The 16,144-nt window shown below is 66.1% G+C and carries 13 protein-coding genes; 10 read left to right on the top strand and 3 right to left on the bottom strand.

The features are described 5' to 3' along the window. Window positions 1-151: 151 nt before the first annotated feature. On the bottom strand, window positions 152-1,543 hold the full coding sequence (locus tag P3H15_RS40980; RefSeq protein ID WP_276142509.1) for an aldehyde dehydrogenase family protein: 1,392 nt from the start codon (window positions 1,541-1,543) through the stop codon (window positions 152-154). A 355-nt stretch (window positions 1,544-1,898) separates the two neighbouring features. Here P3H15_RS40980 and P3H15_RS40975 point away from each other — a divergent pair, with 355 nt between their 5' ends. The 9 genes from P3H15_RS40975 to P3H15_RS40935 all read left to right on the top strand — a co-directional run bounded on the left by P3H15_RS40975 (window position 1,899) and on the right by P3H15_RS40935 (window position 13,586). Next, complete coding sequence (locus P3H15_RS40975) at window positions 1,899-2,771, top strand: 3-keto-5-aminohexanoate cleavage protein (protein WP_346348833.1); 873 nt, start codon at window positions 1,899-1,901, stop codon at window positions 2,769-2,771. A gap of 98 nt (window positions 2,772-2,869) precedes the next feature. Next, the gene (locus P3H15_RS40970) at window positions 2,870-4,237 is read left to right on the top strand and encodes an MFS transporter (RefSeq protein ID WP_346348832.1); all 1,368 of its coding nucleotides are present in this window, start codon (window positions 2,870-2,872) and stop codon (window positions 4,235-4,237) included. A 19-nt stretch (window positions 4,238-4,256) separates the two neighbouring features. Continuing rightward, window positions 4,257-5,366, top strand: coding sequence for a response regulator transcription factor (locus P3H15_RS40965; protein WP_276142508.1), 1,110 nt, complete (start codon window positions 4,257-4,259; stop codon window positions 5,364-5,366). Between the two features lie 138 nt (window positions 5,367-5,504). After that, window positions 5,505-7,571, top strand: coding sequence for a hydantoinase/oxoprolinase family protein (locus tag P3H15_RS40960; RefSeq protein ID WP_276142507.1), 2,067 nt, complete (start codon window positions 5,505-5,507; stop codon window positions 7,569-7,571). Between the two features lie 10 nt (window positions 7,572-7,581). Next, window positions 7,582-9,501, top strand: coding sequence for a hydantoinase B/oxoprolinase family protein (locus tag P3H15_RS40955; RefSeq protein ID WP_276142506.1), 1,920 nt, complete (start codon window positions 7,582-7,584; stop codon window positions 9,499-9,501). Window positions 9,502-9,514: 13 nt separating this feature from the next. Further along, the gene (locus P3H15_RS40950) at window positions 9,515-9,775 is read left to right on the top strand and encodes a hypothetical protein (RefSeq protein ID WP_276142505.1); all 261 of its coding nucleotides are present in this window, start codon (window positions 9,515-9,517) and stop codon (window positions 9,773-9,775) included. A 37-nt stretch (window positions 9,776-9,812) separates the two neighbouring features. Then, entirely contained in the window at window positions 9,813-10,577 is a 765-nt protein-coding gene (locus P3H15_RS40945) for an SDR family NAD(P)-dependent oxidoreductase (protein WP_276142504.1), read from the top strand. A gap of 86 nt (window positions 10,578-10,663) precedes the next feature. Next, on the top strand, window positions 10,664-12,127 hold the full coding sequence (locus tag P3H15_RS40940; protein ID WP_276142503.1) for an aldehyde dehydrogenase family protein: 1,464 nt from the start codon (window positions 10,664-10,666) through the stop codon (window positions 12,125-12,127). Window positions 12,128-12,158: 31 nt separating this feature from the next. After that, entirely contained in the window at window positions 12,159-13,586 is a 1,428-nt protein-coding gene (locus tag P3H15_RS40935; protein WP_276142502.1) for an MmgE/PrpD family protein, read from the top strand. Between the two features lie 74 nt (window positions 13,587-13,660). Here P3H15_RS40935 and P3H15_RS40930 read toward each other — a convergent pair whose 3' ends face one another. Both P3H15_RS40930 and P3H15_RS40925 read right to left on the bottom strand, forming a co-directional pair. After that, complete coding sequence (locus P3H15_RS40930) at window positions 13,661-13,939, bottom strand: WhiB family transcriptional regulator (RefSeq protein ID WP_276142501.1); 279 nt, start codon at window positions 13,937-13,939, stop codon at window positions 13,661-13,663. A 160-nt stretch (window positions 13,940-14,099) separates the two neighbouring features. After that, entirely contained in the window at window positions 14,100-15,431 is a 1,332-nt protein-coding gene (locus P3H15_RS40925; RefSeq protein WP_276142500.1) for an MFS transporter, read from the bottom strand. A 215-nt stretch (window positions 15,432-15,646) separates the two neighbouring features. On the opposite strand from P3H15_RS40925, the gene P3H15_RS40920 reads away from it, so the two are divergent. Then, on the top strand, window positions 15,647-16,111 hold the full coding sequence (locus P3H15_RS40920) for a MaoC family dehydratase (protein ID WP_276142499.1): 465 nt from the start codon (window positions 15,647-15,649) through the stop codon (window positions 16,109-16,111). Window positions 16,112-16,144: the final 33 nt, after the last annotated feature.

Below are 16,144 nucleotides of genomic sequence, written 5' to 3'. Positions count from 1 at the left end.
TTTGATCCGATTTCCCACAGATTCTTCGTTCACTGCCGCCGTCAGCAAGGCGGAAACCGCAGAATCTTCGGTCCGCGCTGAGTGAAGCGGATCGGCCCGGTCGTGCAACTTCGGTGCCGGCGGGTCGGTACACCGGCACCGAAGGACAGCCCTACGCCTTCGAGATGTTCACGACCTGGATGTCGGTGTACGCCTGGAGACCGTCGACTCCGAATTCGACGCCGAGACCGGAATCTTTGCGACCGCCGAACGGAACGTCGGGGGTAACGGTGAAATGCTGATTCACCCAGGCCGTGCCGCTGTCGAGGCGGCCGGCGACCTGTGCGGCGCGTTCGACATCGCTACCCCACACCGAATTGCCGAGGCCGTAATGGGTGCTGTTGACGCGTGACACCGCGTCGTCGATGTCGGTGTATTGGAGAATCGCGCGAATCGGGGCGAAGGTTTCTTCGGATACCAACTCGCTGTCGTCGTTAAGATCGGCCACCAGTGTCGGTTCGATGAAATAGCCGCTTCGGTCGGAGACCTTTCCCCCTGCCAGGATTCTTCCCTCTTTGTTCGCGATATTGAGCCATTTCTTCGCGGCCTCGTACTGTTTTGCGTTTTGAACCGGGCCCATCTGCGTTTCGGGATCCAGACCGTCACCGACAATAGTTCCGCGTATGCGCTCGGCGAGTTTCTCGCAGAGTTCGTCGTAGAGCGAGGCTGGAGCGAAAATGCGCTTGATCGCGATGCAGATCTGACCGGCATTCGAGTAAGCCCAGGTGTAGATTCCATCGACCACCTTGTCGACGTCCGCATCGTCCAGCACAATCGCCCCGTCATTGCCACCCAGCTCGAGCGTGATGCGCTTCAACGTGTCGGCACCGCTGCGCATGACCGCTTTGCCGACAGCGGTGGATCCAGTGAAGGAAACTTTTGCGACAGCGGGGTGCGACGTGAGAAGAGGACCTACGGTTCCGTCGTCACCGATGATGTTGACGACGCCGGCCGGAAACGCCTCTCTCGCGATCTCCGCGAGCAACATGGTGTTCAGAGGCGTCGTCGGTGCCGGCTTCGCGACGACGGTGTTGCCCACGATCACCGCTGGGGCGATCTTGTACACCGCTTGGAGGAATGGGAAATTCCAGGGCAGAATCGCCGCGACAACGCCCAACGGGCGGCGGTGAATTTCTATCCGAGCCTCGTAGTCGTCTCGAACGATCTCAGGTTCCAGCCGTGTCTGCGCAAAGTATCGAGCGAATGCGACCGCGGCATCGACATCACCCTCCGCGAGTGCGAGCGGCTTTCCCTGTTCGAGAGTGACGATGCGGGCAATCTCATCACGCCGGCCCTCGATCGCGTCGGCGAGGCGGTCGAGGCACTCGGCGCGCTCCTCGACTGCCAAACCACTCCACCGGGGAAAGGCATGTGCTGCTGCCCCGACCGCTTCGTCGACGAGGTCCGAATTCGCGACGGGACTGGTGGCGATGACTCGCGTTGTCGCGGGATTGACCACTTCGGTGGTGGACGCACCCGCGACCAACTCGCCGTTGACGAGCATGCGAAAGGGGTACGTCTCCGGGCTACGAACCGAACCGGGAACATCGGTGGTGAGTTGTGATGTCATCGTGGGTGTCCTCCATAGTGAGTCGACTACATCGAGGTGGTGACGGTGTCGCCGTGTGTGTTCTGCGATACTGACGCACCGATCATGGAGAACACGTCGAAGCAATGGCATCGCCTTCGACGATTATTCGTCGCCAGGCGACCATTGCTGTTCATTTTTCACAGCGGTGCGATGTGCGGCTGGAGCCTGCCGAAGCATCTTCGTCGTGAACGGCTTTGTCTTCCAACGAATGGCAGCATCGCTGACGCTGGAACCCCGACCTCGAACACTGAACTCGCTGGAGCATCCCTTGGGAATCATCCTTACCGTGGCCCCGACCGGTCCCATCGCCACCACCGCGGACAATCCACACTTGCCGACCCAACCGCACGAGATCGCCGATGCCGTCGCCGCGGCGTACACGGCGGGCGCCTCGGTCGCCCATCTGCATTTCCGGGACGGCGACGGCCGTCCCACCGCAGACCTCGGAATAGCCAGCGAAACAATAGGACTCATTTCCGACCGATGCCCGATCCTGATCCAGCTTTCGACCGGAGTCGGTCTGTCTGTGCCGTTCGAGGCACGAGCCGCGCTCGTCGAACTCCGACCACGTATGGCCACCCTCAACCCGTGCAACATGAGCTTCGGTGACGGCGAGTTCCGGAACCCTCCGAAGGATGTCCGGCGGCTCGCGGCAAGGATGCGCGACTTGGGCATCAAACCCGAACTCGAGATCTACGACACCGGACATCTCGAGGCATGTCTCCGCCTGCGAGACGAGGGACTACTCGACGACGAACGGATGCAGTTCTCCATCGTGCTCGGTGTCCGCGGCGGAATGGCCGCGACAGCGGACAACCTGCTCACCATGGTTCGACGCCTCCCCGCCGACTGCGTATGGCAGGTCGTCGCCGTCGGAAGAATGAACCTGAACCTGACAGCCATTGCGCTGGCGTTGGGCGGCAACGCCCGCGCCGGCTTGGAAGACACGCTCTATCTCCGCCGTGGGGAACTCTCGGCGGGCAATCAACCGCTGATCGAGAGGACCACCGAGCTCGTCTGCAACCTCGACCTCACCCTGGCCAACGTCGAGGAAGCAGAGCGACTGCTCAACCTCCCGGCACGCGCGACGGTCAGCGCGCCGGACGTGTCGACCACTCGCGAAGTCGGTCACGCCGACTGAGTGGCCCGACTCTCACTCGGCAACAGTTGTGATCCCCGACACTTGATTTTAAAGATTATACATAATAGTTTTGCGCGACAGGTGGCGGCGGAAGGGACGTGACTGTGGCGCAGAAACGTGAGGTACCCGTTCGGCGGGAATCCCCCAAGAGCGTGAAGAAGGTCGGAGCTGCGGTCATCGTCGGAACCTCGCTGGAGTGGTTCGACTTCTACCTGTACGCATCGATGGCGGCGCTCGTGTTCGGCAAGGTGTTCTTCCCGTCGGCGAATTCGTCGGCGAGCACCCTCGCGGCGTTCTCCACGTTCACGGTCGGATTCCTGGCCCGGCCCTTCGGGGGCATCCTCTTCGGAATCCTGGGTGACCGCATCGGGCGCAAGGCGGTGCTGTCGATCAGCCTGCTGATCATGGGAATCGCGTCCGGGCTCATCGGACTCGTGCCGTCGTATGCCGCGATCGGTGTGGCGGCACCGGCGCTGCTGATCATTCTGCGGATCCTGCAGGGCTTCGGCGCGAGTGCCGAACTGGGCAGCGCAATCACGGTGGCGTACGAGCATGCCGACGAGACGACCAGGGGCCGGAACGGCGCCTACCCGGTGATGGGCGCCCAGATCGGCCTGCTGGCGGCGTCACTCGCAGTCGCCGCGGTCACCAGCATCGACGACGAAGCCCTGTACACCTGGGGTTGGCGGGTGCCGTTCGTCGCGAGTTTCGCGATCGTGGGTTACTGGATTCGCCGTGCGATGCCCGAGTCGGAGGAATTCGAGAAGGTGGCGACCGAGGCGCGGCAACGCAAAGGTTTCCAGGTTCTGCGTGACCTGGTGCGCGGCAACTGGCGGGGCCTGGTCGTGGTTGCGGCCGTGTACGGCGGATACTCCGCCCTCTCGTACACCTTCAAGACGTTCTCGCTGTCCTACCTCGCGGAGTTCCAGGGGGTGGCGAAGAACGTCGGCGCCCTCGGGGTGACGTTCGCGAGCATCGCGGCGATCGCCGCGTGTCCGCTCCTCGGGCGGCTGTCCGACCGCGTGGACACCCGCAAGGTCATGATCGGCGGCGCGATCGGGGTCGCACTGATGGCCTTCCCCGCCTTCTGGCTGTTCGACACTGGCCGATCGCCGCTCATCTGGGGTGTCATGGTCGTGACCACGGGTGTCCTGGCACCGATGATCATGGTGGCGGCGAGCCCGTACATGGCACGGCAGTTCCCCACCGAGGTGCGGGCCTCGGGCATCGGCGCCGGCCGGGAGGTCAGCGGCGCCGCAGCAGGAGGTTTGGCCCCGATTCTTGCGCTGACGATGGTGACCATGTCGCCCAGCCACTCGACGTGGGGTGTGTCGCTGCTGATCATCGGGTGCGCGGTGCTCGTGATCGGCGGCGGGTTGTTCGATCAGTCCCGTCGGCTGACACGTGACGCGAACGTACGGGCGGAGCCCCTCGACATGGCTCACCAGGAAGCACAGCGAACTTAGGCCACCGAGGGAGTAGAAAATGCGCAACTCGTCGATCCCGCAGGACGGTGTCACGGTGCAGGATGCGGTCGCCGAGATCACCCGTGACGTGGGCGCCCTGGTGGACCGCGACCCGATTGGTTCGCAGCCGGTCGGCGCACAGTCCCACAGTCAGACGCTGGGCCGGCTGTGGGACCTCGTGACCGCGGAGATGCTGCGCGCGATCGGCGATCACGGCTCGTCGCCGGACGTTCTCACATCCCTCACGGAGATGCTCGGCCGCATACGCGAGGCGGAGGCGGTGGTGGCGCGGCGGGGGACGGCCGGCCCCGCAGAAGTACTTGCCATGGTGCAGTCGGCGTTGGCGCGGGTCGGCGACGCGCAGACCGTCGGCGCGCTGCTGGCCCGAGCTCCCGAGGCGGTGTGCAGCCTCGGTTTCGACCGTGCGCTGCTGTCGACGGTGGACGGGTCGTGGCGGTTGCATTCGATGCATGTGGTCCGGGATCCGCGCTGGGCGGAGGAGATCGTCGCGGTGGGCAGGGAGAATCCGCCGGTGCTCGACCGCACGCTCGTCGAGAACGACACGGTGACCGGTGCTCGTGCAACGCTCGTCCACGAGGTGCAGGACAACCCGCGCGTCAACCGTCCACTCGCCGAGATCACCAGATCCTCGTCGTACGGCATTGCGCCGCTGGTGGTCGGCGGCGACGTCGTCGGCCTGGTTCACGGCGACTGCTATCACCAGAGGCGCAATCTCACCGGCGTCGATCGGGCGCTGTTGTCGACGTTCGCCGAGGGGATGAGCCAGAACCTGGCGAGAGTCACTGTGCTCGAGGGGCTTACGGCCGTGCGCACGCAATTGGACGGGCTCGGACGCTGGAACAAGGCCACCGGACCGGGAGTGGCGAAGTCCGTGGCGCTCGGACGCGACGACGATTCCGTCCTTACTCGTCGTGAGGTGCAGATCGTCCGGCTCATGGCGGACGGTGACTCCAACGGCAGGATCGCCCGCAGGCTGGTCATCTCCGAGGGAACCGTCAAAACCCACATCACTCGGATCCTGCGCAAACTGGGCGCATCCAATCGGGCCGAGGCCGTGTCGATCTGGCTGCGCAACGTCGACGTCACGCGCACTGCACCGCAAGGCTGACGCCAGCCGAAGGTCGTACGAAACTACGACCTTCGTCAGATGTTCCCGCACCTTCCGTGCGGAAGAGTGACGTGCAACACAAGCGTGGCGCAGACGCACTGCGCACGTCACTGAAACACACAGCACGGAGGCCGAGATATGACGCAGAGTGAGCGGGCAGCCGACTGGATAGTCGGCATCGATGTCGGTGGCACTTTCACCGACATCATTGCGCTCAACCGCAAGACGGGTGAGACCCGAGACGGCAAGGTGCTGTCGACCCTCCAGCAGGAGGAGGGGGTTCTGCTGAGCATCGAGGCGATCGGCGTCGAGGTTCCGGACGTCGCCGAGATCGTGCACGGGCACACGGTGGGTATCAACGCCCTGCTCAGCCGGACCGGCGAGCGCACCGGTCTGATCGCGACCCGCGGTCACCGGGATCTGCTCGACATCGGTCGCATGCACCGCGAATTCGGTGACCGTTTCTACGATCCCACGTGGCTGCGGCCGCACCAGGAGCGGCCGATCGTGCAGCGTGAATCGCGCTTCGGGGTCCCGGAGCGACTGCGGTACGACGGGTCCGAGTTGTTGCCGTTGGACGAGAACGCCGTCCGCGAAGCGGCACGCGCTCTCGCGGGCCAGGGCGCGAAGTCGGTGGCCGTGTGTCTGATGAACTCCTACATCAACCCCGGCCACGAGCAGCGGGCGGCCGAGATCGTCGCAGAAGAGTTGCCGGACGCCTACATTCAGACCTCCGCGCTCTACCCGGTGACCAAGGAGCACGAGCGCACCACGACCGTCGCCCTCGACGCCTACGTGGGCCCGGCCGTCGTCGGCTACCTCGACCGTCTGATGAACGAGCTGTCCGAGCGCAATTACGCGGGGACGCTGTGGATCATGATGATGAACGGTGGTGTCGCGACGTTCGCCGACGCGGGCCGCGCCCCGGTGTTCCAGCTGGTCTCCGGCCCGGTCGGCGGCGTGAGCGGCAGCGTCAAACTCGCCAACGAGAGCAGCTCGCCGAACCTGCTCACCATCGACGTCGGCGGCACGAGCACGGACGTGGCGGCGATCGTCCACGGCAAGACGCCACTCACCGATCTGTGGACGCTGGAAACCGGTCTCACGCTGACCATGCCGCTCGTCGACGTGGAGAGCGTCGGCTCGGGTGCCGGTAGCCTGATCCGGCCCAGCACGCTCGGCAACGTGGCGGTCGGTCCGGCTTCGGCCGGTTCGAATCCGGGTCCGGTGTGTTACCGGCGCGGCGGCGTCGAGCCCACGCTCACCGATGCGTGCGCGGCGCTCGGTGTCCTCCAGCCGGACCTGTTCGCCAACGGTTCCATTCGGCTCGACGTCGACGCGTCGCTCGATGCCCTTCGGGAGACCGGGGAGCAGTTCGGCATGTCAGCCCTCGAGCTCGCCTCGGCCGCCTACGAGGTCGCGTGCGAGGACATCGCCGCGAAGGTCCGCACGATCTCGGTCTACCGGGGACTCGACGTCCGTGAGTTCGCCCTGCAGCCCTCGGGATCGGCCGGCCCCATGCTCGCCGACCGCGTCGGGCAGATCCTGGGCCTGGACAAGGTGATCGTGCCTCGCAACCCCGGCCAGTTCTCGGCCATGGGGCTGCTCCGCAGCGACCTGACGGTCACCCGGGCGCAGTCGATCATGAGCCCGCTCGTACCCGCGAGCGCCGAGGCGATCGAGGCCGCCTTCGTCGCATTGCAGGACCGCATTCGCGGCGAACTCGCCAGCCAGGGCGCCGACGTGGAGCGAATCCGGTTCGAGCGAGCCGTTTTCGCGATGTACCGCGGGCAGACGTGGGACAACCGGATGCCCATCCATTCCGGCGCTCTCACCGCCGACAGCGTGTCCGACCTGGTGCCGCAGTTTCACGACTTCTACCGGGAGTCATACGGTTTCGCGGCCACCGAGATTCCGGTCGTGATCTCGACGGTGGAGGTGACGGCGATCATCCCGCGGGAGCAGCACAAGACCGACCTCACCCCCGAGGACGGCGAGCCATTCCTCCGCACGACGGAGCTCACCTTGCCGGGCACGACCGAGCAGGTCGAGGTGTCCATCTACGTTCGGGAGCGCCTCCAACCCTTCGAGCCAGTGCAGGGCCCCGCCCTCGTCGCCGAGAAGTTCGCGACAACCCTCGTCCTTCCCGGCCGGACGGCCTACGTGGACGGCGACCTGAATCTCATCATCGAGCCCCAGAGCTGAGGAGCAGACCATGACGATCACCACCCCAGACACCGGCCCCGCGGTCGACGTCGAACTCGACATCCTCCGCTACGGCCTCACCGAGGTCGCCCGGGAGATGCTCGACTCGCTGATGCGTAGTGCCTTCTCCCCGGTTTGCCGCGACATCCTGGACTGCACCAGCGCCATTCACATGCGCACCGACGACGGCTGGGAAACCGTCGCGCTGTGGGAGGGCTGTATGCAGCACGCGTTCACCGCCCCGCACATCGCGAATTTCGTGATGGACGACTGGGACGTCGACAGCATGCAGCCCGGAGACGTCATCTTCGTCAACGACCCGTGGCGCGGCACCATCCACCAGTCGGACGTGAATTTGCTCCGGCCGGTATTCGTCGACGGCCGTGTGGAATTCCTGCTGCACTCGACGTCACACCTCGTCGACCTCGGCGGGGCGATCCCGGGTGGCTTCTCCAACGGCACCCAGACCCACTTCGAGGAGCAGCTGAAACTGCCGCCGACGTTGCTGTACGCGAACGACGTTCCGGTTCGTCCGCTGTTCAACTTCATCCTGGAGAACAACCGGGTGCCGCAGCTCGTGCTCGGCGACCTGCGAGCCCTGCACGGCTGCCTGGTCGTCGGCGAGCGCCAGTTGCAGGATCTGATCGCCCGCGGCGGCCTGGAGAAGGTGCGCGCGGCCGGCCGCTACGCCATCGAGGCCACCGAGGCCAGCATGCGGCGCGGCATCGCGAGCATCCCGGACGGCGACTACACCGCCGAGGATTTCCTCGACGAGGACGGCGTCACCGACGAACCGATCCCGGTCAACGTGACGGTGAAAGTCCGCGGAGATTCCATGGAGATCGACTTCTCCGGTTCCGGTCGGCAGCCCCTCGGCAACTGTGGCACCGCCTGGTGCGAGGCCTCGCGCTGCATCGAGGCGGTCAAGCTGATGGTCGACCCGTCGACACCGGTCAACAGTGGCACGCTGCGCCCGATCGAGACTCTGCTGCCGTCCGGCAGCGTGGTACAGGTTCTGCCGCCGTCGAGTTGCTCCAACCACGCCGACATCGGCGCGCGGGGGATCAACGTCGTCACCCAGGCCCTCAGCCAGGCAATGGACGAGGCATTCGCCTGTGACACAGGCACTGCCGTTGTCGTCAGCCTCGGCGGCATCGACACCCGCCCGGGCCACGAAGGCACGCCGTGGGGTGCATTCGCGCTCGCCGGTGGTGGCTGGGGCGGCACCTGGAAGGACGACGGCGTCTCCTTCTGCGTGATCCCGATCGGCAACTGCCGGACTTCGGTGCAGGAACACGTCGAGATCGAGAGCCCGCTGGTCATCGTCCAGCACGAGATGGTGATCGACACCGCCGGAGCCGGAGAATTCCGCGGCGGACTCGGTTCGGTGTACTCGATCTTCGCCGAGTCCGACACGATGGTCACCATCACCGCCGACCGGGTCCGCTGCGGCGCTCCCGGCTCGAACGGAGGTGGCGCAGGCTCGCCGGCCTACGGCTGGTACATCGAGAACTTCGACCTGGCCGCACACGGCGACCCACTCGACCTGCGTGGGGCCGAGCCGCTGTTCGGCATGTTCGACGAACAGGGCAGGCCGGACCCGAACAACGGCGAGTTCGGGCGCGGTGCGCGCTACCAGACCGGCAAGTTCTCCGGGTTGATCCTGAAGGCAGGCGATGCGCTCCGCTTCGTCATCGGCGGTGGCGGCGGCTGGGGTGACCCCCTGGTCCGTATCCCCGAAAAGGTGCTGCAGGACGTCCGTAGCGGACTCGTGAGCCCCGAGTTCGCGGCCGATGCGCACGGTGTCGTGATCGCGAACGGTGACATCGACGAGGCCGCCACCACCGCACGACGCGCACAGCTGGACGCCGCCCGCGACCAGGGGCGCTGGAGCGTGCCGGTGGCCAACCCCCGCAACTGGAATCTGTGAGAAAGGAAACCCCATGGCTGTCGACCGGCTATTGTTCCCCCGCCCCGAGACCGAGCGCGTCTACGTCGAACGCACCGCCGTCGACGGTGCTTGCCCGTCATGCGGCGCAACGAGTCTCGCCCGCTATCCCGTGGCCAACCACCTCGGCCCCCGCATGGTCGTCAAGTGTCAGGAGTGCTTTCACCACGTGTCGGTGACACGTCCCGAGCCCGAGGACAACTGGCCCGCGTGGCGTTCGCCGGCACGTGACTGGCCGGCATCCCGCGTCGGATAGATCGCCACCACATCATCTGCTCGGAAGAAGGACGGAAATGTCAGGATTACTCGACGGGAAAGTAGTACTCGTCAGCGGCGCGGCGGGAGGCATCGGGCGCGCGACGTCCCTGCTGGCCGCGAAGGAAGGCGCCCGGGTCGCGGCGACCGACGTGTCCGAGGAAGGCGTCGCGGCGACGGCAGAGCTCGTGCGCGCGGCGGGCGGAGAGGCGATCGCGCTTCCCGCCGACCTCACGGTCGGAGCGTCGGTGGATGCGATGGTCGCCGCGGCCGTCGACCACTACGGCCGCCTGGACGGAGCGTTCAACAACGCAGGGGTGAGCGGCGGGCAGATCGGTCAGGGTGGCCGATCCGTCGCGGAGTGGGACGAGGCGGCATTCGACCGCGCGGTCGCGGTGAACCTCAAGGGCGTGTGGCTCTGTATGCGCGCCCAGCTGAAGCAGATGGTGGCACAGGGTGGCGGCGCCATCGTGAACACGGCGTCGCTCGCGGGCCTCACTGGATTCAAGACCACGGCCGGGTATGCGGCGGCCAAACACGGCGTCGTCGGCCTGACCAAAACTGCGGCAATCGAATACGCGCCGACGATCCGGATCAACGCGGTGTGCCCGGGCTATACCGACACCGACTTGATGAAGGATGCCAAGCGCCGCAGCGGATCCACCATCATGTCCCGGATTCCCTTCGGGGCACTCGCGCAACCCGACGACATCGCCGAGATGGCGTGCTGGCTCCTCTCCGATCGCGCCGGCTACGCGACCGGCGGTTCGTTCGTCGTCGACGGCGGGTACATGGCGGGGTAACAGCATTCGCTGCGACGGAGTCTCCACGGAGGCGCCGCGCCGATCATCTGAACGACTGCACACCATTGACTCGAAAGGGAAATGTCATGACCGCACCGATTGTCGAGGCCGAGTGCCACATCGACGGGCGCCGGATCGCGGGCGAAGGGGAGGCGATCCGGTCGATCAACCCGACGACCGGTCGGGAACTGGCCGTCACACCTGCGGCGAGCCCGACGCAGGTCGCCGCAGCCGTGTCCGCTGCGCGGTGGGCGTTCGACGACGGCGAGTGGAGCCGTCTCGGACCGGGTGAACGCGGTGCCCTGCTGCACCGGCTGGCGGATCTGCTCGAGCGGGACCGGGAGAAGATCGTCGACCTCGCCGCCACCGAGATCGGCACCCCGGTCAGCAGCGCCGCGACGTTGCATGTGGACCTGCCGGTGCAGTTCTTCCGGTGGTTCGCCGACGCCGCGGCCCGCGGACCGCGGGACGGGTACGAGCAACCGCTGCCGCTGCACCACGACCCGATCGTCTCGAGCAGCATGCTGGTGCGGGACCCGGCCGGTGTGGTGGCCGCGGTCGTCGCCTACAACGTCCCGGTCATGATGTGCGCGTACAAGCTCGGCGCCGCCCTGGCGTCGGGCTGCTCGACCGTCCTGGTGACCTCGCCGCGGGCCGTGTTGCTGACGTCCGCGATCATGCGGCTGATCGAGGAGGCGGGATTCCCGCCGGGCGCGGTCAACCTGGTCTTCGGTCCGCCGAGCGTGACCGCGCAGGTGGTCGCTGCCCCGGAGGTCGACCTGGTGACGTTCACCGGTTCCGCCGCGGTCGGCAGCAAGATCCTCACTTTGGCGGCACCGACGCTGAAGAAGGTCGTCCTCGAACTCGGCGGCAAATCACCGAACATCGTGCTGCCCGGCACCGACATCGAGACGGCGGTGCCCGCGTCCGCGCTGCGGTTTACCCGCAACAGCGGCCAAGCCTGTGGGGCGACGACACGAACCCTGGTGCCCCAGGCCGATTTCGACGAGTACGTCGAGAGGTCGGGCAAGTTCCTCGGTAGCCTCACAGTCGGCGACCCGCATCGGCCCGACACCGTCCTGGGACCGCTGATCACCGGCGCACATCGTGGACATGTGGAGGGCTTCCTTGCGCGCGCCCGGGAGACGGGCGCGGAGGTTCCCGTCGGCGGGGGCCGGCCGCCCGGCCTCGATGACGGCTTCTTCCTCGAACCGACTCTGGTGACCGGCATTTCGAACGACGCGGAGATCGCGCAGGAGGAACTCTTCGCGCCCGTCGGGGTGGTGATGCCGTACGCCGACCTGGACGAGGCGGTGCGGATGGCCAACGGTGTCCGGTACGCCCTCAACGCCAACGTGTGGGGACCGACCGCGGAGGCGTTGGCGTTCGCGCGGCGTCTGCGGTCGGGGACCGTGACCATCAACGGTGGCGGCGGAATGCGGGCCGACGCCCCCTGGGGCGGTCCCGGGTACAGCGGCATCGGCCGCGAAGGCGGCGAGGAGGGCCTCCGCGAGTTCTTCGAAGTCAAACACCTCCAGTGGCCCCTGTAATCCCATCACAGAAACAAAGAGGACGAACCTGATGCCAACAATTGTCGAACACCTCGCGGATTTCGCCGCCGGCGCCGACGGGCGGTCACTCCCCGAGGACGTGGTTTCCGAGTCCAAGCGCATTCTGCTGGACACCCTCGGCTGCGCGGTGGCGTCGCTCGGTGACGCGGGTGCGCAACGAGGGGTCGAGTACGGCCAATTCCTCGGTGGTTCAGGTGGTTCGGCGTCGATCCTCGGGACGGGCACGAAGACGTCGGTGCCGGGTGCGGCGTTCGCCAACGCCGAACTGGTCAACGCGCTCGACCAGGATGCGGTGCTGCCGCCCGGTCACGTGACGCCGTACGTCGTGCCCGGTGCGCTGGCGACCGCCGAGGCTCTGCACTCCTCGGGTGAGCGACTGCTCACGGCGATCGCGGTGGCGCACGAGATGTCGTACCGGATCGGCAAGGCCACCGACTATCTGCGCGACATCAAAGACGGCGTGGTCACCATCCCGAAGGTCATCGGCTACAGCAGCACGCTGTTCGGTGCGGCGGCCGCGATCGGCGTGGTCAAGCGATTCTCAGGCGAGACGCTGGCCGATGCCCTCGGCATCATGGGCTCGACGATGCCCACCAACACCCAGCGCGCGTGGATGATGCATGCACCGTCGACCACTATCAAGTACCAGCTCGCAGGGGGTATGGCCCTCTCCGCGGTGACGGTCGCGAACCTGGCCGAACTCGGGCACACCGGTGACCGCGAGATGCTCGACGACCGCGAGTACGGCTTCCCCCGATTCATCGGGACCTCGCGCTGGGAGCCGGCGCCGATCACGGCAGGCTTGGGGACGGAGTGGACCTTCACCCCGTTCCAGTCGTTCAAGCCCTATCCGCACTGCCGGGTCATGCACGCGCTGTTCGACGCCCTCACCGAGATCGTCGAGGCCAACGACCTCGCGCCCGGCGAGATCGACGCCATCGACGCCTGGGGTGAGAGCTTCGTGATGCAGCCGGTGTGGGTCAACGAGACCATCCGCAATCCGCGCGACGCCCAGTTCAGCATGACCCACGGCCTTGCCCTCGCCGCCCACCGTATTCCGCCCGGCAAGGACTGGCAGACACCGGAAGCGGTCTTCGATCCGTCCGTCCTCGCGCTCACCGCGAAGACGACCTTCCAGGAACACCCCGACTACACCGCGGCACTGACGAGCAACCCGGCCGCGCGCCGATCGCGGGTCGAGGTCCATGCACGCGGCACCCGGTTCTCCGGCGAACGCGGCTACCCCAAGGGCAGTCCGTCTCCCGACCCGGTCACCTACATGACCGACGACGAACTGATCGCGAAGTTCCGCCACAACGTCGACGGCGTCGTGAGCGACGCGGACGCGGCAGCTGTCGTCGAGGCCGTGTACGACCTCGAGAACGTCGACGACATCTCGACACTGCTGAACCGGTTGGGGCCCACACTCACTGCCTGATCGGTCCGAATCACAGCGCCGCCCTCGCCGTGTCAACGGCGGGGGCGGCGCTGTGGTGTGCAGACCCGGTGCGGCTACCTCTGCCAGCGGCTCCATTTTCGGGCGGCACCGAGTTCCCTGGGTGTCAATCCGCCCCACACACCGTGTTGTTCGCCGAAATGGATGGCGTACTGACGGCATTCGCTGATCACGGGGCAGCGGCGGCAGATGTCCTTCGCGATGCGTTCGCGCTGAGGCTGGGATTTCCTTCCGTCCTCGTCGAGGTAGAAGACGGCGATGTCCATGCCGCGGCAGCGCGCACGCAACCGCCATTCTTCCGGGGTGACTTCCGGTACGGCGTGCGGTGCACTCACGGAACACGCTCCGATCGCTCGACGAATAAGCAGTTAAAACATAATATATTGAATGTCGGGAATCGGCAACGGGCTCGAGATGACTCCGACGGGACAGACGTTTGTGCCCAGCACTTCTGACGGTTGCCAGAAGTGCTGGGCACATCGGATCGCCTGTATCTCAGCGAGACACGCGGAGGCGTTCGCGATCACGCGCCGGGTCGGCGAGGACGAGCGCGGCGATCGCGACGACGGCGCCCACGATGCCCAGGCACTGGAACGCAGCCTGGTACCCGTCGATCTTGGTCGCCGAGGCGTCGACGACGATCCCCATCGACCAGGGTCCGATGATTCCGCCGATTGCCTGGATCGCGAAGAAGGCGCCGATGACGCCGGCGGTCTGCCGCGGCGGGCACGTTGCGATCACAGCGGCGTTGAGCAGCGGGAACACCGCGACCACCAGCCCGTACGCCACCGACACCGCGCACACCGCGAGCAGTGGAGATCCGAGGGACGGCAGGCTCAGCAGCAACACTCCGGCGACGATCACGCCGACGCAGGGCACGACGACGCGGACCAGGCGGATGGACAGTCCGCGGCTGATCCCGCGGTCGCTCAGCCAGGAACCACCGACGAGCGTCGCGAGCCCGACGAAGCTCGGCGCGGCGAACAGCGTGCCCGATTCGAGGCGCGAGTACCCGAGGCCCTGCTCGAAGTAGGAGGGCAACCAGGTGAGCACGACGGTCATCAGCGCGTAGGCGCTCATCGCGACGAGGACGGCGGACACGAAGGTCTTCGAGGTGAGCAGGCGCTTCCAGCTGACTGCCGGCTCGCTGTCGGTGTCGTCGCCTGCGGACGTGTGCTTGCCACCCACGGTGTACGGGCCGGGGCGCCAGGTCAGCAGCCACGGGATGCACCACAGCGTGGTTGCGCACGCGAGCACGATGATGGCGGACCGCCATCCGTACTCGGCCACCACGAGCGCGAGGATCGGGACGACGGCCATCTTGGCCAGCATGCTTCCGCTGATGATGAGCGCGCTCGGCAGGCCCCGCTTCGCGGGTGCGTGCCACGAGTAGGCGGCGGTGTGCAGCAATGCGGACGTCGGCCCCTCGGTGAGGCCGAGAAGCATGCGGCTCGCGAGCAGCACCGCGAACGTCGACCACACGACGAGCGGGAGCATGACGACGCCCCACAGCACGGCGATGATCGCGATGGACCACCGGAGCGCGAGGACCTTGTTGATCGGCCCGGCGAAGAAGCCTCCGAAGCTGAAGGCGAGGAAGAACATGCTGCCGGTGAAGCCGATCTGGGAGGCGCTGAGCCCGAGGTCCTTGCTGAGCGGTTGGGCGATGAGCCCGAACACCGCCTTGTCGGACGCGTTCATGAGGTACAGCACCACCAGCATTCCGGTGATGCCCCAGGCAGTGAGCTTGCGAGGTTCTGTTTCCAGGCCGGACCGAGAGACCGGCGTTGACGCGAGGTCGATGCGCTGTTCGTCTGTCTTGTTCACGTAAGGGTGTCCTTCGGTCTTGTCTGTGAGATCACACCATCAACACAGTGTGGCATGCATCATATACTATCTTTTTGCTGAGTCTACGGGTGAAGAAATGCATCAGACATCAAACGCGATCCCTTGCATGCATAATATATTTCTTCTAGAGTGGAGCTCACGTACCGCAGCGGCCGAGCATCGGACTCGTCGTCGCTCGAGAGAAAGGACGTCACATGCCGGGTCTGTACTTCGAGGAATTCGTACCGGGAATGGTCATCGACCACGAGGTCCGACGCACCGTGACCGAGACCGACAACGTCCTGTTCAGCACGATGACTCTGAACATGGCCCCGCTCCACCTGGATGCGGAATACAGCAAGGGCTCCATTCACGGGCAGCGCCTGGTCAACAGCCTGTTCCTCCTGGGCCTCGTCGCCGGTATCTCGATGCACGACACCACGTACGGCACCACCCTCGGCAACCTTGGCTTCGATTCGATCAAGTTCCCCAAGCCGGTGTTCCACGGTGACACCATCCACGTGCGCACCGAGATCGTGTCGGCCCGGGAGTCCAAGAGCCGCAACGACTCCGGCATCGTCACGTTCCGCCACTTCGGCCTCAACCAGCGCGACGAGATCGTGTGCGACGCAACCCGTGTCGGTCTGATGATCAAGAAGTCGGCCGGCGAGCAGGCCTGACCGCTCACCCCGACACGACGACCGACAGCCCCA

Origin of the sequence: Rhodococcus sp. T2V (genome assembly GCF_029269925.1) — a bacterium.
GTDB classification, from domain to species: Bacteria; Actinomycetota; Actinomycetes; order Mycobacteriales; family Mycobacteriaceae; genus Rhodococcus_F; species Rhodococcus_F koreensis.
This window is presented reverse-complemented; position numbering and strand designations above follow the sequence as displayed.

Bases quoted from the DNA above. Each gene is read 5' to 3' on its own strand.
- P3H15_RS40980 (WP_276142509.1), bottom strand. From the start codon at position 1,543: ATGCTCGTCAACGGCGAGTTGGTCGCGGGTGCGTCCACCACCGAAGTG.
- P3H15_RS40965 (WP_276142508.1), top strand. From the start codon at position 4,257: ATGCGCAACTCGTCGATCCCGCAGGACGGTGTCACGGTGCAGGATGCG.
- P3H15_RS40960 (WP_276142507.1), top strand. From the start codon at position 5,505: ATGACGCAGAGTGAGCGGGCAGCCGACTGGATAGTCGGCATCGATGTC.
- P3H15_RS40955 (WP_276142506.1), top strand. From the start codon at position 7,582: ATGACGATCACCACCCCAGACACCGGCCCCGCGGTCGACGTCGAACTC.
- P3H15_RS40950 (WP_276142505.1), top strand. From the start codon at position 9,515: ATGGCTGTCGACCGGCTATTGTTCCCCCGCCCCGAGACCGAGCGCGTC.
- P3H15_RS40945 (WP_276142504.1), top strand. From the start codon at position 9,813: ATGTCAGGATTACTCGACGGGAAAGTAGTACTCGTCAGCGGCGCGGCG.
- P3H15_RS40940 (WP_276142503.1), top strand. From the start codon at position 10,664: ATGACCGCACCGATTGTCGAGGCCGAGTGCCACATCGACGGGCGCCGG.
- P3H15_RS40935 (WP_276142502.1), top strand. From the start codon at position 12,159: ATGCCAACAATTGTCGAACACCTCGCGGATTTCGCCGCCGGCGCCGAC.
- P3H15_RS40920 (WP_276142499.1), top strand. From the start codon at position 15,647: ATGCCGGGTCTGTACTTCGAGGAATTCGTACCGGGAATGGTCATCGAC.